The organism is Elusimicrobiota bacterium (assembly GCA_041658405.1).
Taxonomy (GTDB): domain Bacteria; phylum Elusimicrobiota; class UBA5214; order JBBAAG01; family JBBAAG01; genus JBBAAG01.
The window spans coordinates 1-21591 of sequence record JBBAAG010000036.1 but is presented as its reverse complement, the minus strand read 5'-3'; the positions used below and the strand labels follow the sequence as shown (position 1 = coordinate 21591).

Here is a 21591-nt window from a genome sequence, read left to right as displayed (position 1 = left end):
TTATTTATCCTTGCTTGTTTTCATTCGTCGTATTTCTTCAAAAAATAGTTGTTTTTTAACATCTTCTACAACTGTAGAACAACGAAAGTGTAAAGGTTTAAACTTCTTTGATGTAGATATATCATCATATCCCATTGTTTCTGGATATTTTTCTTTACATTTAAAACAGATAGAAAAATCTTTATCAGTGATTGCTTTTAATCCATGACCTGCCTCCCATGGTGATTTTTCGTTTTGTTTTGAAGTTTTTGCAAAAACTATATCTTTAATCATGGACCGCCACCAGCGCCTATTATTTTTTGTTGAAAATATCCCAGCATATTCAGCATCACGAAATAAGTTTTCAATTTTAGCAAAGCTTTCTTCCTTAATTCCTATTAAATTAGCAGCCCATTGTCGGTTATACAGCAATCCTGGCAGTCCAATAAAATCTGTTTTAAACCATTCATATATTTTTCTTGCATTATTATATTTATTTAAGCTAATGATAGGTGATACAGGTAATATTTGTTTTATTATTTCGATATCGTCAAGAGGTACTTTTAATAACTTCACAACTTCTTTAGTTTTAGGTAATCCAATAATATTTCTAAATCCCACCGCTATAGAAAATATATTTTCAAAGGAATCGCCTATGTTTTCTTGTAAAAATAAATCATCATATTCGTTAAATATTGTTCTTGATACTTGAGCCTTATTCTCATTGTCTTTAGCGGTTACGCATATAATTGGAGCTAAAATTTGGTTTTCCCTTAAGAATCCAGCCCAAGTTTTACCTAATTTTATAATGTCCGTTGACGCCCTAAGAAAATGATCTACTATTATTACATCATATGCAGTCTGTTTTATATGATTTCTAACATATTCTAAAGTCCCATTTTCTTTATTAGAAACATTAACAAACTTCCATGCTCCAGTTGCATATGTTTTATTATCATACTTATCTTTATAAGAAAACTTGTTTATAGCCTTTCGATTGTCATCCCTTTTTGCTTCATCATCAATCCATAGTATATTAATTTTATTCATTTAAAAGTAACCTCCAATTCCGTTTTCCAGCCACTTCGGGGGACATTGAATTGAATAGTCCCTTTTTTAGATTGTAATATTTCCTTCACGATACTAAGGCCTAACCCACTACCCGAGCCAACAATCATTCTATCTTCTTGATTTATTTTGTCGTCAAGATTTGCATACAATGTCTTTTCGGGATCTGCAACAAAAGGTATAAAAACATCATTAAAATATTTTTGACTTAATCCTATGCCATTATCAAGAAAGATTAATTTTATTTCATTCATTGTTTTTATACACTCGATTTTAATTATTTTATTAGATTCTGAAGAAGCCAAAACAGCTTTTATTGAATTTGACAAAATATTTAAAATAATAGCATATAATTCTGCCTCCTGTAATGGTCCTATAGTTTCATTGTCCGGCACATTATTTACATCTATTTTAATTGAATATTTTTCAATAATTAGTTTAAAACAATCAATAGCTTTTTCAATATGTTTCTTTAAAACAAGTTGCATTTCTGGTGCATTTTTACTATCAACACCTATTAGTGCGGTCATGTTTATTAAATCTGAAAAACGTTTTTTTGAATCTCCAAGTGTAGTAATAATTTCTTTGACATCTTCTTTCTCTTGACCAGTTACTTTATCAAGAATACTATTTAATGTATTTTTAGATCTTTCAAGTACGCCCAAAAATGATTTAACTTCATGATTAAAAATTAATAGTAATGTCGATGTAGATGCAATTAAACGAAGATGATGCAACTCTTCTTCATTAGCATCACTCATTTTTACAATAGCTTCTTTTGCGCCCTTAACTTTTTCTATTACACTATTGAATTCTTTTTTACTTTCAATTGGTAATAGTTTAGACACTTTTGACACTTCAGTTTCAATATAGTTAATAGCACTTTCCACTATTTCTTTTGAGGAACTATTTTTCTGCCCACTAATTTTCACGAAGCGAGATTCTGCATCACTAACTTCTTTTCTTTCTAACTGCCTCAAGTAAAAATCTCTGTATATAGAAGACCAATCTATGCCATATCTAACAAATTCCTTAAGTAACACAGTCTCTTTGCTATCTAAAAAACCTTCTCTATTAAGTTTTGGCTCAAAACCTTTTAAATCAGTAGATATTTCTACAGTTCCTAAATAACTTCGCGTTGATAGCATAGAAAGCAATGCTCTTGATGGATTAATGAATTTCAATCTTTCTGCAATTTCTATCAATCCTCCTTTTACTGACCCCTTACTTAATGCCCTATCGCGATCAATGTCTAACCAATCATCTTCTACATAAACTTTAAAATTATTGAGATTAACTTGTACTCCACCCCACTCTTCAAGAGTTTCACTCATGCCCTTTTTTGAAAGTATTTTGTTATTTCTCCATTGTTCTTTCCTTGTCGGGAAAATGCCTATTTTAAAAGTAATTCCCTCAAGACCAGTAAATTTCTTATCCCCTTTGATTTCCTTTTTTCCTATATTTAAAGCATTTAAATTGTATATGGCTATCCCGTTTTTTTCAACTCTACCAGTCAATACCCCCCACCCAGCTTCCATAACCTCATTTCTTAGATCTTTCGTTTCCATTCTAGTACCTTCAGCATCAATTACAATGTTAAACCCCGGATCAGGTTTATATCCCTTAACATGCTGTCCTCTATTAGATACAAGTTGTGATAATTGTCTTTTGACAAAATCATATCCTCTGTTACTCCATTCATCCATCTTGCTTCCGTTTATTATTAGTTTTGTTCCAACTTTTGAATCACTAACGGTCTTCATTTCTCCCACAACGTTAATAGTTGACACATCTTTACCTGGAAGAAACTTGGACCAATCAAAAAAAATAGAAGTACTTTCAAATTTGCCATTATTTTTTGACGTTGTTTCTAGTCTTAATTCAGTTCCCAATCTCCTACAACAAAATCTACCAATTCCTTTAGCACCTGTTTTTCTTCTTCCATATATTTTTGAATAAATATTTTCAACCTTGTTTGTAGTTGCAATTCTCATCCAATACTTTTTTACTTCCTCATGATTCATACCCACTCCATTATCGGTTATTTCAACTTTAAAATGATTCTTCTTCAAAGTGAGCGGGTAAATTTCAACTAATTTCTGCATATTTTCAAATATAGTTTCGTGAGTAGTTTCTCCAGTTTGAGCTTTTGACAATTCCTTATTCTCAACGAGGAGTTGTATAAGATTCGTGATGTGAATAAGTTCATTGAAAACATTTCTAAGTTGTTCTGCTGTAATGGTTGAAATATTTTTAGTATTGATACTGTGTTTTTGCAGGACTTCGTTGACAAGAACATATTCGTTTTTATACTCGTTTTCGAAATTTGTTATAGCTAAATCACCCTCTTGAAATGCAGAAGATCCTTTAAAATTAACTGAATTATATCTTTCAAACTTTATTATTACTTCTGACGCATCAGCATCATAAGAATTTTTTATTAATTCAACCAAAGCGACATGAACACTTTGAACTAATTTTTCGCCCAATTCACTTAAAAGTGCGCTATCTACGGTAAAATTTAATTGAGCCATTTATTCCCTCCATGGTATTTCTCCAATTGCAGATACAGTAAGATGACGACAACTTATTCTTTGATTAAGCCACTCATTTATATAAGGTTGTTTTAATTTATACATTAACTCTCTGCACAACTTTATTCCGCCATTTTTTGGTTTTAGAATTATAAGATGATTTTCAACTGCGACATGTTTATTACCTTTTATAATTGAAGCAACAGCTCTATGCTTGTCTCTTGGACCAGATGTTCTTCTAACAACTACAAAAGGTGGAAGAAATACTGTTTTATTAAATTGCCTTTGTTCTTGACAGGGTATAATTTCTTTCCAAGGAAGAGTGTTTCTTGAATATATATATGGATATTTCTTTCCTATTTTCTTATCTCTATGAGGTACAACCGCTCCTACACGCACATCAAATAAATTATCAACTTTATTCCTTGAATTGATTGCAAAATGCCATTTTATATTTCTATAACTTGTGCCCTGCTTTAAATCTAATTTAAAAACATCAACATCAATTGATTTATCAAATAATCCTATTCTGTTAAGCTTAAGTTCTTTGGCATTATTACTAATAATCTTTCTCCATTTTTCATATCGTGACCCTGTACAAAGGACATCTGGCAATAAAGCAACAAGCTTAGTCTTATCACAGATATTTTTTACACACTTTTCTACAAAAAAAGCTGCAATTGATAATTTTCCACTTCCCCATTCAACATTTTCAGATATTGTTTGATTTACATATGGAGGATTCATAATAACTAGGTCAATGTTTTTAAAATCAAATATTGTTGATAAAAAATCTGCCGTCTTAATGTTTGGAAATACTTCTGAAATACTGAATGTATCAACTGAATTGCATTTCGATTTAGCTAACAATAATAATTTTAGTTTTGTAGTATTTACAAATTCTTCATGAACATCAAAACCAAACAGCATTTCACCCCAATAATCAACAGTTTCCTTTAATGTTTTTTTATATGGAAATTTCTTAGCACATGCAATAAGCAAATCACCAGCGCCGCAAGTAGGATCGAAAACATTAATTCCTTTTTCTAAATCTTTACTGTGATTCTCTATCAAAAGGTCAGCCATGGAATGACCTGTAAAAAAGATTCCCCATCTTTTTAAAGTACTGTTATCTATTTCCTTTTTAAGATATTGAAATGCAGCACCATTTAATGCCTCATTTACAGAACTATTATTGATATTTTCTGAGACTAACAATTTTTCTAAATATTTATTATATGGTCTATAGTTTACTAGTAAATCCTGCAAAGTTCCTCCCAGTGGGTTTGTATAACAAAGCTAATTTGGTAACTTTAAGGAACTACCATTCCCCTAAAATTAAATCCTACATAGATAATCATACCTCATTTTCGTATTCAAATTCAAATTACTATTATAAAAAGACTTGCTGGGTTTCCTATTTTGCCTATTGAACAAAATAGATTATGTAAAAGTCAAACATCCAATGAGGATAAAGAATGGATGATTGATAAAATTGATGATATCTGTGGTGTCATATTAGCTCGCTATTTCAAAAATCTTTTTTACCAAACCCGTTCGTGCGTAAAACGCACGGGTAATTGGTCGGCGTTGTCCGGTACGAGGATTTACTCCACCAGTACCTTTTGTTCTTGCCTGTATCCATTTACCATCTTTTCCAGTCAATGCGTCAAAACCTTCGGTGATAAGTTTATTTCGGATAAAATCATAATCAGCTTTAATTTCTTTTATCAATTCGTCATCTTTTGCAAAGTCCAAACTCGCTACTTTCAATAACGCTCCTGATTCAGAATTTTTTCCGTTCCACTGTACTGCGCAGAAGACGATAGTTTTAAACTTTGCCCAACAATGACTTTTAAAAAATGGAAGGGCTTTCAATTCTGTGGGGTTAATCATTGTTATCGCCATTGTCTCTTTCGGTACAAGATTATCTCTCACATAGCGGAAAGCAACAGATTTTAATTCGTAAGTTAGTCCATTCGGCGCTTTTGAAACATTGGTTTTTAGTCCTGCCAATCGTTCCAAAACCAGTCCTTTCCAACCCTTATTTTGCTTGCCCGTTTCGTAAGTCGTAATTCCATGTTGCAGAGCAAGTTTTCGTAAATCTTGCCCAATATACTTCTTTAAATTACTTATAGCTATTGCTCTTGTAATTATTTGCATAAATTTAACTCTATGGAATGTGGTTTTCTGTTTTTCATGAGATATTTATTCGCACTACTTCCAAGCAAAACAATAGCGTCATAACCCATTTTTTGCGCCTTTTTATACATTTTTGCATCGAGCGTGATTCGCCGTTTATACCAATCTTTACGATCGTCTAAGTCAGAAAGGCACAATTTTTTATAATTCATTGGGAATAATATTTTGAGAATATTTGTTTCCGAAGTTCCATATACTGGATTCGTAATATTTACTTTTTCAGGAATATCATTTGGCCTGCCATAAAATTCTGCTTGCTGATATGTTGATGCAAGAAACTTTCCACGTTTTTTATATGCGTCTGGATCTCTAGGTGTTACATGCCACCAAATGGACTGGTTTATCTTTTTTATGAGTATATTTTTGTTTTTTGTGTTCATATTTATGAATACCTATTTTTCAAATTGCGTTCTAACTCCTCAAATCGCTTTATTGATAAATCCAAATATTTTGATTCAATATCAATACCGATAAATTTCCTTCCCGAGAGATAACTGGCAATACCTGTTGTCGAACTTCCTGTAAAGGGGTCAACGATTAAATCGCCCTTATTCGTACTTGCAAGCACAATTCTCTTCAATAAATGTTCTGGCTTTTGCGTGGGATGTTTGCCAAACTTCTTTTCAATATTTTTAGGGGTCCCCATTGCCCAAACCGAGCGCATTTGAAGACCGGGTTTCTTTAACGCATCCTCGGGCCAAGTGCCGTTTTTCATTAAGTCATAATTAAAAATATGTTTTGCATTTTTATCTTTTCTTGCCCATACAAGTGTTTCATGACTTGCAGTAAAAAAACGGCAACTCAAATTCGGCGATGCATTCGGCTTAAACCATGCAATATCGTTAAGCACATGGAATCCCGCAATTTGAAGGGCAAAACCGCATTGATAAATTGAGTGGTACGTTCCACTAATCCAAATTGTTCCGTTTGGTTTTAATATTCGTCGGCAGGCTTTTATCCATTCAACATGAAATTCAAAATTCTTTTGGGTTCCATTACTCAAATCCCAATCGCCTTTTTTTACACTTACCATTTTCCCGTTTTGACAAGTAAAGCTACCGCTTGAAAGAAAATAAGGCGGGTCAGCAAAAATCATATCAACTGAATTTTCTGGAAGTTCCGGCAATACTTTCAAACAATCGGAATGGTATAACTTAAACCTAGGCTTCTTGTAATATTCTTTTATCATAATTACCATTTCATCATACGGTGTAGTAATTAATCCCAAAATTTCTGCCATTTTAACCCCGCTTTCACATTTAAACCAACAATAAACAAAACGTATTTTCTGTCGAAATCAATATATATCAACTATTATGATAACAAATAATTTAAAAAAAATCCTCGAAAAAATGCAATCCATCGTCAGTTTGAAAACATTCTTGTTTTGCTTTCCTTCCGCAGTAAGTTGTACAATGAATATCATATTGGTTACGTAATCGCGTGAAGTATTGATACAGTTGGGATGGGAGAATACGATGAAAATCCGTGAATCCGAAACGTTAGAACTCAAAAAGAGCACGTCTGAACACAAAGAAGCAATAATCGCGATTTCCGCTATATTAAACAAACACCAAACCGGCGAGCTCTATTTCGGTATAAAAGACACCGGCGAAATCGTGGGGCAGGACATAAGCGACAAAACATTACGCGATGTTTCCCGGTTAATATCCGAAAATATTGAACCCAAGATATTTCCGAACGTAACCGCAAAAAAGTTGGCAGGTAAAACATGTGTCTACATAAAATTCGCCGGTTCAGCAATCCCGTATTTCGCGTATAACCGCGCGTACATCCGGGTCGGTTCTACAGACCGGCAGTTAAGCGCGAGGGAATTGGAGAATATGATTCTAGCAAAGAATAAAGACAAACTTCGGTGGGACACCGGCATTTGTTCGGAAGCTAATGTCAGAGATATCAGTTCCCGTAAGCTCAAATCATTCCTAAAAATAGCTGGGTTGAAATACGACACTTTGAAGAGTTCACTAAACAAACTCAAACTAATGATTGACGGCAAAGTTTTGAATACCGCGATAATCCTTTTTGGCAGAAAACCAACAACGTTTTTCTCGAACGCAAAACTCAGATGCGCAGTTTTTGCTACTACGGACACTTCTTACCCGCTTGATATGAAAGATTTTGACGGCGACTTGTTTTACCTGATTGAACGTGCCGAGGAGTATATCTTAGAACATATTCATATCGGTATGAGGTTGGAAGGCTTGCGTAGGATAGACCTCCCGGAAATCGATAAAGAAGCGGTCCGGGAAGCAATTATCAACGCTTTTTGCCATCGCAACTATTTTGAACCGGATTCTGTGAACATCGCGATTTTCAAAAACCGGCTGGAAATACGAAGCCCGGGCTTACTTTACGGTAATTTGACGATAGCCCAAATAAAAACTGAGATGATTTCAGAACGCAGGAATGAATTGATATCCGAACTATTTCACCGCGTACATTTTATCGAAAAATGGGGACGGGGCATAAGGTTGATTATGTCCAAAGAACCGGGTACTAAGTTTAAAGAAGTAGGGACTCATTTTATTACAGTGTTTAAACGCAAACACTCCGACGGTAACGAAGTTGTCTCTGTCCCAGGCAAAGACACTGTAAAAGACACTGTAAGGGACACTGTAAAGGTCCCAGAAAAGGTCACAGTAAAAGTCCCAGAAAAGGTCACAGTAAATCAACGGAAAATATTAGTTATCATAAGACGGAATAGACACGTCACGATTGCTGAATTAGCAATAATTGTAAAAATGTCAGATAGGAAAATAAAAGAAAATCTTTCAAAGTTAAAAGAAAAGAAATTGATCCGCCGAATTGGGCCGGATAAGGGCGGCTATTGGGAGATAGTGAAACCGGGTTGAAACGGATATTCGCAACTTGCCAGGAAGCAAACGTAAAGGCAGAGTTTAGGAAATTGAAGAGCGGATTTTTGGTCACTTTCCAACGTCCCACCCCCCCAGTTACCCCCCCTAGTTACCCCCCAAGCTGAGGGGGATAAACATTTGCAGGTACTAACAGAGCTAGAAACCAGAATATTGGTTTTAATAAAAGAAAACGAGAGGATATCACGGGCAGAAATAGCGCAGGCGTTAAATATTGATTCAGATACAGTAAAGGAATATTTGAAACGGTTGAGAAACAAAAATATTATCAAACGATGCGGTTCAACCAGCACGGGCCATTGGGAGATAATAAAAATTGGCATGAAACAGTAGTAGTTAACCCCTTCACGAATTTAGTAACTCCCGGAAACGTTTGAATTTCACAAGCGCGTTTTCTCTCTTAGACCATCGTCCTATTTCTTTTAAATTAACTTCTTGCGCTGTTGCTACCATTATTGCCTGATCCAGGGACTGCAGGTCATTCCAATGATAAAACGCAGCAAGCCGGTCTTTCACGCAATCCGTTGGAGTGAATAGCTTAAGAGCTTTTATTTTATTGAACTTTGTTATCGGCACTTCGTTTCCTATGGAGACCGGGCCCGGGGGGAACTCGATAAAAAACGGGCAGTTGTTGTTAATAAACTCCCGGCATTGTTTTTTCTTTGTGAACCCAATACTTTTTAACGCTTTAACAATTTTTTCTGTTGGTACAGCCGTAATATAATCGAGGTCGCCTGAAATGTACTTATTACGCGAATATATCGATACGCACGCCCCGCCTACCAGTACCGCGTCAATCCCGTGTTTTGCCAACTCAGTGCTTACCAAAATCGCTAACTCTTTGGTACCGATATTCCGTAAATCTTTGTTCATAACGGCTTGCCTTTTCTTCTAGGCCTTGTCCTCAACCGGTAGTATTTCACAATTTCTTCTTCAGGCAATAAGTCCATAGCTTTCTGCAGAAGCGTTTTGAGTTCTAGTAGAAAAGGATATCTTGGGTTGAATGTATACAACCTGGTCCTGCCTTTATCCTGGCCGACAATAATACCGCCGTTTTCCAGGCGCCGTAGCTGCTGTAAAATACCGTTGAGCGGTATATCGTATACCCTGGACATTTTCCTTGCGTATCCGTCTCCGTACGCTTGTATGAAGAACAACACTTTTTCAGCTACTATATTGCCGAACAAGGATTCTAACATAAATACCCTCCCAATAAAACGTATGACCATATAATATGGTCGTATGACTATAATATATGGTCATTATATAATAGCGTTAGTTAATTGTCAACCGTATACCTATTCTTTCTTCTGTGCTTATATATCTGTTTCACTAACTTACTGATTTTCTTTTCAGTAACTATCTTTACATTCCGCGCTTTTGTTAGTTTGCGGGTCGCTAGATACTTCAGTTCTTTCTTCAGTTTAATATAGCTTTGCAGCCGTTTATCATCCAGCTTGCCGTTTTCTATTGCGCTTGTCACAGCGCAACCGGGTTCATTGGTATGTGTACAATCACTGAATTTGCATCCAACCGCAAGTTCCTGAATATCATTGAAAGTTTTAGTTAACGTACCTTCGTTTATCCATAGTTGTAGTTCGCGTAACCCGGGGTTGTCAATAACAATCCCGCCGCCGGGAAGCAGTATCATTTCTCGCTGGGTGGTTATATGCATCCCCCGGCAGTCACGTGCGCGCACCGCGCCGACTTTCTGTTTTTCTTCTCCGAGCAGGCGGTTAATAATTGTTGATTTTCCTACGCCCGAAGAGCCCAGGAAGGCGGTGGTAGTTCCTGCAACAATGTATTTCCGGATATTGTCGATTCCATCGCTATTAAGAGCGCTCATCGTTACTATAGGAATCCCTAACGCAACAGTTTCCACTTCCTTAATCTTTTCCTGAACATCCGGGCACATATCGGTTTTGTTCAGTACGATAACAGGAGTCAATTTATTTTCCTGTGTAACGGACAGGTAACGCTCAATGCGCCGGAGGTTATAATCGCCGTCAAGGCCGTTGACCAAAAACACGGTGTCAATATTCGCTACCAACACCTGCTCGTCTGTCACATCGCCAGCCACTTTTCTGGAAAACTTACTCATTCTCGGAAGAACGCCGGCGATTATGGCAGTATTGCCTTCATCCATCATTTCTGCAGCCACCCAGTCGCCGACAACAGGGTAAGTGTTCATCGATTCCGGCTTGAACCGCAATATTCCTCGAAGCTCAGCGGTTAGCTCGCCAAAAGCGCTGTAAACCAAATATTTTTCTCTATCTGCTTTTACAACTCGGGCAGGAAAAGTTGTTTGCGTCTTTATCTCGTTATAATTTTTCTCGTGGAATTCGTTCCATCCCAACTCGTGTAGGTTCATTAAATACAGCTCCTTAAACCCTCTCTTACTCCAATACTATTACCTTAATTTGTTTATCTACAAGCCGTTCAAATTGTTGCGCATAGTTTTTCCCGGGTTCGTAATGCATGGGGATTACGATAGACGGCGCGATTTTGTTGGACAGCTCAGCTGCACGTTCGGTACTCATTGATAAGTTATCGCCGTTGATAGGCAGAAGCGCTGCGGTAATATTTTTGATATTATCCATTTCGGGGACATAGTCCGTATCCCCGGCATGGTAGATCCTCACATCGCGGGTTTCAATAATATACCCAGCTTTGTTACTCGATTTCGCGTGAGGGATTATACCCAAAAACCCGGGTTTAACGTTGTACGCCGGTACTACTTCAAAGCTGATACCGTCCATAGAACATTTTTCGCCTGGTACTACATTTTTTGTTGTGTACCCGCGTAATGTTTTAGTAACTTCCAATGGCCCGATAACAACAGTCCCGGGTTTAGCTATTTTCTTGATATCATTCAACGCCAAATGGTCACTGTGTGCATGCGTAACAAAAATATAGTCCGCAGGTTTGGGGTCTGTAAATCCTAAAGGATCGATATATATTATTTTATCCGGAGTTTCGATCATAAACCCTGCTGGTAGAAAGTCAGTATTAACGATTCCCATAACGTACATATGTACCGCGCCAAGATGTGTGAGTACCACATCATTTGATAACCGTACGCTCTGTAGTACAGGGTTGCGTTTAGCGCTTGGCGTGATACTGAACACTGTGCAGCCGTACACAAATAATATTGTGAATACAATAAATATCAGTTTTTTCATAAATTAACTCTTACATAATTATACACACTAGAATCGGATTGGACAATACATAAGTTTATAGACTGCCAAAATATAATTGGATCGCAGCAATGTGGTATAATCTACTCAAAGTTTTCGTGAGCACAAGGAGGAAATATGAACGAAGAAGTGAATTTAAAAACGCTGAAAAAAAAGGTAATCCTGCTTTTCATCGGCGTCTTTGTAATTTTAGGTTCACTATTTTTTTTGCCAGCCTGGACTTTGAAATATTGGGAAGGATGGGTATACATTTTTATCATTGCGATTCCGATGTCAATATTCGGGTTATACTTACTGAAACACGACCCAAAACTGCTTGAACGCAGGGTGAGGATGAAGGAAAAACAGAAAGATCAAAAACTTATCGTTAAACTATCATTACTATTATACCTCCCTACCTTTATGCTGCCAGGATTCGATAAACGGTTTGGATGGTCGGATGTCCCGCTTGTGTTGACAATAATCTCATTTGTAATAGTCTTTCTAGGGTATATGATGACAATATATGTATTTAAAACAAACAGTTACGCGTCACGTATTATTGAGGTTGAGCAGGGACAAAAAGTTATCGATACCGGCCCATACGCGTTTGTCCGTCATCCAATGTACCTGTCACTAATCATTTTTTATTCGTTCACTCCGCTGGCGTTAGGTTCCTACTGGGCAATGATCCCAGCATGCATGTTTGTGTTAGTATTCATCCCGAGGATAATCGGGGAGGAACGTGAACTATTGAAAAATTTGACGGGGTATCAAGAGTACACGCAAAAGGTTAAATACCGCTTGTTCCCCGGTGTGTGGTAGACAATTGAACATAATGATTATCTATAAACGAGGATAGGTATGGTTAAAACAAAAATTGTTTGTACAATCGGCCCGGCAAGCGATACTGCTACAGTCATTAGAAAACTGGTATTCGCGGGGATGGACGTTGCGCGCTTGAATTTTTCGCATGGGTCACAAACTGACCATAAACGTCGTATTGGTATGATACGGCAGCTCAACAAAACATACCGGCGTCGTATCAGGATACTGCAAGACCTTGAAGGCCCGCGGATACGAATAGGGAAACTTAAACATAATATTGAGATCAAAAAAAAAGATGTTGTATATCTCACAAATAAACCAGCGCGGATAGGGAAAAATATTATTCCATTCGATTATGAAGGTTCATTGAACGATATTAAAACAGGATCCCAGGTGTTTATCGATGACGGTACTATAACACTTCTTGTGAAAGGCCGTTCTATGGATTACCTGAAGACAGAAGTAATCGTTCCGGGGATTATAAAAGAACATAAAGGGATCAACATCCCTGGTGCTGTGCTGAAATTTCCTGGGTTATCTGAAAAAGACATTTCTGATATCCATTTTGGTATCGCACAAAAAGTTGACTATATTGCACAGTCGTTCGTTAGAAATACAACTGATATACTTAATGTACGGAAAGTACTGGCAAGGCATTGTTATACCGGTAAACTTATCTCAAAAATAGAAAACCGTGAGGGTATTAACAATATCGACGAAATAATTGAATCTTCTGACGGTATTATGATTGCGCGGGGAGACATGGGCGTTTCAATCCCTATTTACGAAATACCTATGGTACAGAAAGAAATTATTAAGAAATGCAATCGCGCGGGTAAGTTTGTAATCACAGCAACACAGATGCTGGAAAGTATGACGGATAACTTACGGCCAACCCGTGCTGAAGTTACCGACATTGCCAATGCTGTGTTGGACGGTACAGATTATGTAATGCTCTCCGGTGAAACCGCTGCGGGCCGCTATCCTACGGAAGCTGTTGATATGATGAACAAAATCCTTAAGTTTACAGAAAAATCAAGAATTATGGGATAGGAAAGAATGTTTTATTATGGAAGATTGGAAGAAACTACAAACATATTTCCGGGCGAAAACGTTGCCAAAACACGACCTGCGCACGGTGTGGATGGGTAGGGTTTATACAAAAACCTGTGGGGTACAGCCAATACCCATTCTAAGGGCGTTAGCTTTTCAAGCCGTCCTGGAAAACTGTAAGGTTATAATCCACGATGACGAACTTATTATCGGTTCATTAGAAGGCTTGTTTTCGGATACTTATCCGGCTGGTATCACAGCCCGGTCTGCTGAACTTTATACAAAAAAGTATAACGAAATCGGAAGGCGAACTTTCCAGTCGAACTACGACCATGCCGCGGTGGACTATGCAACATTGCTGAAATTAGGCTTACCCGGGATACGTAATCGCGCAGAAAAACGGTTAAAACAAGTAAAGTCAAAGGATGAGAAAGATTTTCTTACCGCAATAATTATTACGCTTAACTCAACAATACAGTTTATCTTGCGTTACGCAGAAAGTTGTGAAGCTCGTAAATTATCAAAACTTTCGCGTATCTGCAGAAACATCGCTGAGAAACAACCCGCCACTTTTCGGGAAGCGCTCCAACTTGTTTGGTTCATCCACCTAATCTTCGCTATTGAGTATAGAGGCGCAATGGCGTTAGGACGGGTTGATCAGTACCTATACAGTTTTTACATCCGCGATATCAACCGCAGAACACTTTCCCGGGAAACAGCGCTCAACCTCGTGCAACAGTTATGGGTAAAACTTGAAGAACCCGGCATCCCGAATACTATACAAAACATCTGTATAGGCGGGGTTAAACCCAACGGGAAAGATGCGGTAAACGAATTGAGCTACATTTGTTTGGAAGCAACCGCAGCAGTTAAAACGCCGAACAGTAACCTCAGTGCGAGGTTACACGACAAAACAGCGGATAAGTTTTTTAAAGCTTGCGGAAAAGTTATCCGGACGGGGATAGGATTCCCTGCGGTATTCAACGATGAAGTCTTGATCCGCGCGCTTATGAAAAAGGGTATTTCTCTTAAAGATAGCCGCGATTATTGTATGGTAGGATGTATCGAAACCTTTCTACCGGGAAAACAACCGCCTTGGTCGGATAGCAGGTTCAACATCCTCGAATGTGTCAACCATGCATTACGGGAAAACACGGAGGGTACTTACAAACAGTTTATTTCAGCGTTCAACAAACAGGTTAAGCTCGGTGTAGCGCAGCATGTAAAAATAATTAATGCGTATAAGTTACGGTTTCCGGTAGATAAGTATATGGACCCGTTTATCTCAGCATTTACATTGGATTGCATACAAAGAGCGCGGGATATTAATGCCGGAGGAACGCGGTATCCCGGATTTCACGGTATTGCAGGGATGGGCATGGCAACAGCAGCAGATTCTATTGCCAGCATAAAAAAACTGGTTTTTGAGGACAAAGTTTGTACGGTAAAAAAACTGGTACACGCGCTTGACAACAACTTTGAAGGCTACGAAATTCTGCAGCAGCAGCTTATCAACAAAGCGCCGAAGTACGGGAATGGTAATCCTTATGTTGATAAAATAGCGAGGGATATCACAAAAACTTTTTGTCAGGCAGTGCATAAACATAGAATCCCGCTGTATAACGGTCGGTATGTACCTTTGATGGCAGCGAATACCGCAAACATCCGTGCGGGGAAAGAAACCGGTGCGACGCCTGATGGCAGGTACGCGGGTACTGCGTTAAGCGATGCTGCGTCTCCGCATTTCGGGCGGGATAAATCAGGCCCGACCGCTATTATGGAATCATTGTCAAACATCGACTACACTTCAGTAACCGGGGGTACGGTTGTTAATATGAAGCTTAACCCGTCAATACTCGCGGGTGAGGCTGGGTTAGCCCGGTTCGCTGCGTTACTGAAAGCATTCGTCAAAATGAGGTTACAGGAATTACAGTTCAACGTAACCAAAACGGAAGTAATGAAAGCTGCTCAACAAAATCCTGGACAGTACAGCAACCTTATTATACGGGTATCAGGGTTCAGCGCATTTTTTGTACATTTATCGAAAGAGGTACAGGATGATATCATCCGCAGGACAGAACAGGGAAGCGGTAGTATTTGATATCCAGCGGTTCTCGATCCATGACGGGCCGGGGATCAGGACAACAGTGTTTTTTAAAGGGTGTCCTTTACACTGTTGGTGGTGCCATAATCCTGAATCGTGGTCCAGCCAACCGGACTTGTTTTTTAATAAAGCCGAATGTATATCCTGCCATCACTGTATAAAATCATGTAAGACAGGTGCGGTGACACAAAAAGGATTCGATAGAGCTAAATGTCTAACCTGCGGGGATTGTACTGCCGGATGCCCGGTATCGGCAAGGGAAATTGTTGGTACAAAAGTATCTCTTCCCCGCCTGATGAAAGAAGTATTGAAAGATAAAGTGTTTTACGATTACAGTTCCGGAGGGGTAACAGTATCGGGAGGCGAACCTCTTAACCAGTCCGGGTTCGTGACAAACTTTTTTATGGAATGTAAGAAAAACAGGATTTCTACAGCCTTACAGACCTGCGGGTATGGAAGCAAGAACGGTTTGTTATCGGTACTAAAGTATACGGACATTGTAATGCTGGATATCAAGCATATTGATGATAAGAAACACAGGGAAGCAACCGGTGTGTCAAATAGGTTGATCCTGGAAAACGCGGAACTTATCTCAAAAACCGGAATCCCTATGGTAATACGGATACCTGTGATACCGGGATTTAACAGCACAAGAAATGAAATTGTGGGGATAACAAAATTCGTTACCCGCTTGAAAATGGTTAACAAAATATTGTTGCTAAAATATCACAATCTGGGAATGTACAAATGGAATTTTCTCGGTAAGAAGCCTCCGGTATTTCCTGCTGGTATAAGTAATACTGAATTCAAAAGGTTATGTTCTGTCTCTAAAGCAATTTCTTTTGATGACAATATAAGTCTTATATAGAAATTGCATTGTTGCCACTTCCTAAGTTGAAGTTCACGCAGCCCCGGTTATCACCTTTACGTACAGCACCGACTGTTTGTTTGTCTTCACCGAGTATGCGGTTAATAATTGTTGATTTTCCTGGTTAAACCTCATCTTCCATCTGAGCTCAGCATAACACCGCTACTTATCATCAGGTAGTTTATCAGACTTGTACGGGTTAATATAACCATAGTAGAAAAAAGTCAGTAATATGCAGAACTCGGCACTTCCTCGTTTTAACAGAATTGCTTACAATAAATATGTCAGCTATTTTTATAGCAATGCAGTGTCACGGGTATTCTTACGAAAATAGAATTGGGTGGGGAGGGTAATATTATGAATTCAACAGCGTTACACGAAAAACTTATTACTTCTGAAATCCGTTACCGCCGCCTTTTTGAAGCTGCAAAAGATGGGATATTAATTCTTGATGCAAGCACGGGTAAAATAATAGATATTAATCCTTATTTAATTAAAATGCTTGAATATACAAAAGAGGAGTTGCTTGGTAAGAATCTCTGGGAACTAGGCCTTTTTAAAAATACTGTTGCAAGCAAAGTATCTTTTAAGAAATTACAGGACAAAGAATATATCCGTTATGACAATTTACCCCTGGAAACCAAAAACGGTAAACGTCTGGAATTTGAGTTTGTAAGCAATGTTTATCAAGAAGGCGATAGAAAAGTCATACAGTGCAACATCCGGGATAATTCAGAGCGCAAATTAGCGGAAAAATCACGAATAACACTTCAGCAGCAACAGTTACTCCTAAAAAATAATGAAGCGGAACAACTCAAAGCATACAATCGGCAATTGAGCTTACAGAATGCTATTCTAGATTCTATCATCAATAGCGCAGCAAGAACGCTTATTATTGCACTTGATAAACATTACTGTTATATGGCTTTTAACAAGAACCATCGTTTGGAAATGAAAAAAGTATATAACGCCGAAATTGAAATCGGTAAATCTATGCTGGATTACATCAGCATTCCGATAACTAGGTCAGCTGCAAAGATTAGTTTTGACCGCGTGCTTAATGGAGAAAGTTTTGTTGAACAGCAATTTCAGCCAAATACAGGCAGCTATTATGAATTTAACTGGAACCCGATTAATTCTCAGGATGGAAAAGTTGTTGGGATAAATCTATTTGTCAACGACATCAGTGAGCGCAAGAAAACAGAGAACGAACTAAAACAAAGCGAAGCAAAATATAGGAACATATTCGAACAATCTAATAATGCAATCATTATTGCAGATGTTGATACCGGAATAATCCTTGATGCGAACCAAAGTGCAGAAATATTATTGGGTAGAAACAAACAAGAAATCATTGGAATGAATAGATCTCTGATACATCCTTTAAATGAAAAAGAAATTTATGAAAAGCAATTTCGGGATCATGTTGAAAAAGAAAAAATATCGTATGACGAGGCAATAATTGTTAGGAAGAACGGAACTCAATCCCTGGTACAAATAAATGCTTCTATAATAGAACTAAAAGGAAAAAAAGTAATACAGGGTATCTTCCAGGATATCACCGAGCATAAGCGGATGGAAGAAGAAAAAGAAAAACTGACATACCAGCTTCTACAATCACAGAAAATTGAATCCATTGGCATTCTTGCCGGCGGTATTGCGCATGATTTCAATAACCTGCTAACCACCATCAAAGGATATTCTGATCTGATAAAGAGCAGTATAAACGAAACGAATCCCATAAATGCTGATGTAAATGAAATAATAAAAGCTAGCAGCCGCGCAGCGGATCTTACAAGGCAATTACTTCTTTACAGCAGAAAACAACCTATGAATGTAATAAACCTTAATGTAAACAGGATTATAGAAAACATAGCAAAAATGCTAAAACGCATTATTGGCGAGGATATTCGAGTACAAATGGATTTGGTTCCTGATCTATGGGATATTTCTGCGGATGAATCACAAATTGAACAAATTATTGTGAATCTAACAAACAATGCACGTGATGCAATGGCTATAGGAGGAATCCTGACTGTAAAAACTGAGAATATAATATTAGATAAAGAACAAGCTATGCCTATTATTGACGCATATCCCGGCAGATTTATCAGGTTTTCATTTCAGGACAGTGGGATAGGAATAGGTGAAAACGTTTTACCGCACATATTTGAACCGTTCTATACAACAAAAGACGTAGGGAAAGGTACGGGCCTTGGGCTGTCAGTGGTATATGGTATTGTTAAACAGCATAAAGGATGGATAAATGTTTGTAGCGAATCCGGTAAAGGAACTATATTTAAAATATACCTTCCTAAATCTTCAGCAACACTTGGTGTGGAAGTAACAAAAGAGACAACTAAGTATCAAGATGTTAAAGGGCACGGAGAAAGAATTTTAGTTGTTGAAGATGAAGAAGGAATAAGCAAAATGGTTAAGAGGTTTCTCTCATCAAATGGCTATATTGTGTTTATAGCAAAAACTGTTAAAGAAGCGCTTGAAGTATATAAAACTGAAAAAGGGAATTTTAACCTGGTTATCAGCGATGTCATACTGCCGGATAAAACAGGCCTTGAATTAGTTACCCAACTGCTGTTAGATAATCCTAAACTCAAAATAATTTTATCTAGCGGGTATCTTGACGATAAATCCGAGTGGAAAATGATACAGAAAAAGGGGTATAAGTACATTCAGAAGCCTTTTGAGTTAAAACAATTGCTCGTTGCTGTAAAAGAAGTTTTGGGTAAATAATAATGTATGTAAACACGCTTGAATGAGGTAAATGTGATAAAAAAAGTTAAAGCCACAGTTAAGAGTAAACCCCAAAAAACTGTAGAACAGAAAATATGCGGATTTAAAACCAGGTATTTGGAATTGTTCAATAATATAAATAGCGGTGTGGCAGTCTATAGGTGTGTAGATGACGGCAAAGATTTCATATTTGTAGATTTCAATAAAGCAGGGGAAAAAATTGATGGAGAAAAAAAAGAAGATCTAATAGGGAAGTCAATATTTGAAGTTCGGCCCGGGATTGAAGAATTCGGATTACTGGAAGTATTCAGGAGAGTGTGGAAAACTGGAATTTCCGAATATTACCCTGTTAAAAAATATACGGACCATCAGCTTACAAATTATTACGAAAACTTTGTTTATCGCCTATCGTCGGGTGAAATTGTTGCTGTTTTTAACAATGTCACTGAGCATAAACAAAATGGAGAAAAACTCCAGTATTCAGCAAATTTACTTGAAAATATATCGGATGCCCTAATTGCAACGGATATGCAATACAACATACAATTCTGGAACAAAATGGCAGAAAAGCAATACGGTTGGGCTGCCTCCGAAGTTATTGGACATCCAATGGAGATGTTTATCCAAAATGATTATATTGGAAAGTCGCTCGATATTGTGCTCCAAAAGATTTCGCAAGATGGTTGCTGGACAGGCGAGGTAACCCAGAACCGTCGTGACGGTACTCTCATGTCAATTATGTCAACTGTTTCAATAGTGAAAAATGATGTAAATCGGCCGATAGGTTTTATCGCTGTTAATCGCGATATCACCGAACGAAAAAATATGGAAAGCAAATTAGTTGAATCGGAACTGAAATTCAGGTATATCGCGGAAGATATTGTAGATGTAATATGGGTGATTGATTTGAAATCCATGAAATATTCGTATTATAGCCCATCAATAACTGGCCTTTTAGGATACGCTTTAGAGGAAGCAATCAAAATGCCACTGGAAAAAAAATTAACACCGGAATCATATAAAAAAGCAATGGTTGAGTTAAAGAAAGGGTTAGAGGAAGAAAACGTTCCTGGTATGGACCCAAATCGTACACGTATATTTGAAGTGGATGAAATACACAAAAACGGTTCAATTATTAATGTTGAAATAAAAGTAAAATTTCTTCGGAATGCGGCAGGTATCGCAACAAGTGTATTGGGTATTACCAGGGATATTACCGAACGAAAAAAGTATGAGGGACAAAAAGCGAAGATTAAACAAAAGATCCAGCAAACACAGCGGTTAGAGAGCCTCAGTGTCCTGGCTGGCGGGATCGCGCATGATTTCAATAATTACCTTACTGTGATTATCGGTAATCTTAGCCTATTGGAAGAAAGCGTTAACCAGTCAAAGGAAAATCAGGAAATCCTTAATGACGCTCAAAAAGCAACAATGAAAGCAAAAACATTGGCACATCAACTATTGATATTTTCAAAAGGCGGTGTGTTTAAGAAGGTAGTATTCAACCTTAAAGAAGCAGTCGATGGAATGGTAATCTTGCTTCACAGGACAAATATTGAGTACGCAGTAGAATCCAGTGGCGATTCTTTATTCATAAATGCTGATAGGTCACAGATTGAACAAGTGATAGAGAATGTATTGATAAACGCACAACAGGCGATGCCCAACGGAGGTAAAATAAACATAAGGCTTGGCAGTATTATCAATTCCGGCATGGAAAACCCGTTGTTAGCAGAGGGTAAGTATAATGTCTTAACAGTTGAGGATACCGGTACAGGAATACCGGATACTATTTTACCCCAAATCTTTGACCCTTTTTTTACTACAAAACATGAAGGCAGCGGGTTAGGCCTGGCAATAGCATATTCCGTAATAAAAAAATATGGCGGCGAGATCAAAGTTAAATCTATACCCGGAGAAGGAACTACGTTTACTATTCTTTTACCGGCCGTAGAGGAAGCGATAGAAGAGGAAGTGGAAGTTGAGAGTGTAATACCCGGTAACGGCAGGATACTGGTTATGGATGATGAAGAATCTATATTAGCAATAGCAGAGAAAATGCTTGCCAAACTTGGATACGATGTTGTTACTGCCAGGAATGGAGAACAAGCAGTTGAGATATATAAACAGG

General features: G+C 37.7%; 18 protein-coding genes. 8 read left to right on the top strand and 10 right to left on the bottom strand.

Annotation, left to right across the window (positions count from 1 at the left end):
• The 6 genes from WC955_07530 to WC955_07505 all read right to left on the bottom strand — a co-directional run bounded on the left by WC955_07530 (position 1) and on the right by WC955_07505 (position 6972).
• On the bottom strand, positions 1 to 1029 hold the full coding sequence (locus WC955_07530; GenBank protein MFA5858902.1) for a hypothetical protein: 1029 nt from the start codon (positions 1027 to 1029) through the stop codon (positions 1 to 3).
• Positions 1026 to 3581 carry a sensor histidine kinase gene (locus WC955_07525; protein ID MFA5858901.1) on the bottom strand — a complete coding sequence of 852 codons (2556 nt, stop codon included), beginning with the start codon at positions 3579 to 3581 and terminating at the stop codon, positions 1026 to 1028. Before WC955_07525 ends, WC955_07530 begins: the two co-directional genes overlap by 4 nt.
• The gene (locus WC955_07520) at positions 3582 to 4850 is read right to left on the bottom strand and encodes an N-6 DNA methylase (protein ID MFA5858900.1); all 1269 of its coding nucleotides are present in this window, start codon (positions 4848 to 4850) and stop codon (positions 3582 to 3584) included. It lies immediately after the preceding gene.
• Between the two features lie 249 nt (positions 4851 to 5099).
• Entirely contained in the window at positions 5100 to 5744 is a 645-nt protein-coding gene (locus WC955_07515; protein MFA5858899.1) for a MutH/Sau3AI family endonuclease, read from the bottom strand.
• Positions 5735 to 6163, bottom strand: coding sequence for a hypothetical protein (locus WC955_07510; protein ID MFA5858898.1), 429 nt, complete (start codon positions 6161 to 6163; stop codon positions 5735 to 5737). The genes WC955_07515 and WC955_07510 overlap by 10 nt, the downstream gene beginning before the upstream one ends.
• 2 nt (positions 6164 to 6165) lie before the next feature.
• Positions 6166 to 6972, bottom strand: a complete 807-nt coding sequence (locus WC955_07505) for a site-specific DNA-methyltransferase (GenBank protein ID MFA5858897.1) — start codon at positions 6970 to 6972, stop codon at positions 6166 to 6168.
• Positions 6973 to 7261: 289 nt separating this feature from the next.
• On the opposite strand from WC955_07505, the gene WC955_07500 reads away from it, so the two are divergent.
• Together WC955_07500 and WC955_07495 are read left to right on the top strand one after the other, a co-directional pair.
• Complete coding sequence (locus tag WC955_07500; GenBank protein MFA5858896.1) at positions 7262 to 8656, top strand: RNA-binding domain-containing protein; 1395 nt, start codon at positions 7262 to 7264, stop codon at positions 8654 to 8656.
• A gap of 141 nt (positions 8657 to 8797) precedes the next feature.
• Complete coding sequence (locus WC955_07495; protein MFA5858895.1) at positions 8798 to 9010, top strand: winged helix-turn-helix transcriptional regulator; 213 nt, start codon at positions 8798 to 8800, stop codon at positions 9008 to 9010.
• A gap of 12 nt (positions 9011 to 9022) precedes the next feature.
• Here the strand turns inward: WC955_07495 and WC955_07490 are convergent, their stop codons facing one another.
• From WC955_07490 to WC955_07475, 4 genes are all read right to left on the bottom strand, one after another.
• Positions 9023 to 9550 (bottom strand): hypothetical protein, encoded by a 528-nt coding sequence (locus WC955_07490; protein MFA5858894.1) that lies wholly within the window; start codon positions 9548 to 9550, stop codon positions 9023 to 9025.
• A complete protein-coding gene (locus tag WC955_07485) occupies positions 9547 to 9876 on the bottom strand; it encodes an ArsR family transcriptional regulator (GenBank protein MFA5858893.1) in 330 nt (109 codons plus the stop codon). Before WC955_07485 ends, WC955_07490 begins: the two co-directional genes overlap by 4 nt.
• Positions 9877 to 9956: 80 nt before the next feature.
• Complete coding sequence (rsgA, locus tag WC955_07480; protein MFA5858892.1) at positions 9957 to 11048, bottom strand: ribosome small subunit-dependent GTPase A; 1092 nt, start codon at positions 11046 to 11048, stop codon at positions 9957 to 9959.
• A gap of 25 nt (positions 11049 to 11073) precedes the next feature.
• Complete coding sequence (locus WC955_07475; protein ID MFA5858891.1) at positions 11074 to 11859, bottom strand: MBL fold metallo-hydrolase; 786 nt, start codon at positions 11857 to 11859, stop codon at positions 11074 to 11076.
• Positions 11860 to 11994: 135 nt separating this feature from the next.
• On the opposite strand from WC955_07475, the gene WC955_07470 reads away from it, so the two are divergent.
• From WC955_07470 to WC955_07445, 6 genes are all read left to right on the top strand, one after another.
• Positions 11995 to 12681, top strand: coding sequence for an isoprenylcysteine carboxylmethyltransferase family protein (locus WC955_07470; protein ID MFA5858890.1), 687 nt, complete (start codon positions 11995 to 11997; stop codon positions 12679 to 12681).
• Between the two features lie 39 nt (positions 12682 to 12720).
• Positions 12721 to 13737 carry a pyruvate kinase gene (gene pyk, locus WC955_07465; protein ID MFA5858889.1) on the top strand — a complete coding sequence of 339 codons (1017 nt, stop codon included), beginning with the start codon at positions 12721 to 12723 and terminating at the stop codon, positions 13735 to 13737.
• 16 nt (positions 13738 to 13753) lie between these two features.
• Entirely contained in the window at positions 13754 to 15838 is a 2085-nt protein-coding gene (locus WC955_07460; protein MFA5858888.1) for a pyruvate formate lyase family protein, read from the top strand.
• A complete protein-coding gene (locus tag WC955_07455; GenBank protein MFA5858887.1) occupies positions 15795 to 16709 on the top strand; it encodes a glycyl-radical enzyme activating protein in 915 nt (304 codons plus the stop codon). Before WC955_07460 ends, WC955_07455 begins: the two co-directional genes overlap by 44 nt.
• A 357-nt stretch (positions 16710 to 17066) precedes the next feature.
• Positions 17067 to 19460, top strand: a complete 2394-nt coding sequence (locus WC955_07450; protein ID MFA5858886.1) for a PAS domain S-box protein — start codon at positions 17067 to 17069, stop codon at positions 19458 to 19460.
• Between the two features lie 33 nt (positions 19461 to 19493).
• The coding region (locus WC955_07445) for a PAS domain S-box protein (protein ID MFA5858885.1) at positions 19494 to 21591 on the top strand (2098 nt) is incomplete at its 3' end.

Excerpts from the sequence above, each read along its gene's own strand:
- WC955_07475 (MFA5858891.1), bottom strand. The coding sequence starts at position 11,859 with ATGAAAAAACTGATATTTATTGTATTCACAATATTATTTGTGTACGGC.
- WC955_07510 (MFA5858898.1), bottom strand. The coding sequence starts at position 6,163 with ATGAACACAAAAAACAAAAATATACTCATAAAAAAGATAAACCAGTCC.
- WC955_07490 (MFA5858894.1), bottom strand. The coding sequence starts at position 9,550 with ATGAACAAAGATTTACGGAATATCGGTACCAAAGAGTTAGCGATTTTG.
- WC955_07470 (MFA5858890.1), top strand. The coding sequence starts at position 11,995 with ATGAACGAAGAAGTGAATTTAAAAACGCTGAAAAAAAAGGTAATCCTG.
- WC955_07525 (MFA5858901.1), bottom strand. The coding sequence starts at position 3,581 with ATGGCTCAATTAAATTTTACCGTAGATAGCGCACTTTTAAGTGAATTG.
- WC955_07505 (MFA5858897.1), bottom strand. The coding sequence starts at position 6,972 with ATGATAAAAGAATATTACAAGAAGCCTAGGTTTAAGTTATACCATTCC.
- WC955_07450 (MFA5858886.1), top strand. The coding sequence starts at position 17,067 with ATGAATTCAACAGCGTTACACGAAAAACTTATTACTTCTGAAATCCGT.
- WC955_07515 (MFA5858899.1), bottom strand. The coding sequence starts at position 5,744 with ATGCAAATAATTACAAGAGCAATAGCTATAAGTAATTTAAAGAAGTAT.
- pyk (MFA5858889.1), top strand. The coding sequence starts at position 12,721 with ATGGTTAAAACAAAAATTGTTTGTACAATCGGCCCGGCAAGCGATACT.
- rsgA (MFA5858892.1), bottom strand. The coding sequence starts at position 11,048 with ATGAACCTACACGAGTTGGGATGGAACGAATTCCACGAGAAAAATTAT.
- WC955_07485 (MFA5858893.1), bottom strand. The coding sequence starts at position 9,876 with ATGTTAGAATCCTTGTTCGGCAATATAGTAGCTGAAAAAGTGTTGTTC.
- WC955_07500 (MFA5858896.1), top strand. The coding sequence starts at position 7,262 with ATGAAAATCCGTGAATCCGAAACGTTAGAACTCAAAAAGAGCACGTCT.
- WC955_07530 (MFA5858902.1), bottom strand. The coding sequence starts at position 1,029 with ATGAATAAAATTAATATACTATGGATTGATGATGAAGCAAAAAGGGAT.
- WC955_07460 (MFA5858888.1), top strand. The coding sequence starts at position 13,754 with ATGGAAGATTGGAAGAAACTACAAACATATTTCCGGGCGAAAACGTTG.
- WC955_07455 (MFA5858887.1), top strand. The coding sequence starts at position 15,795 with ATGATATCATCCGCAGGACAGAACAGGGAAGCGGTAGTATTTGATATC.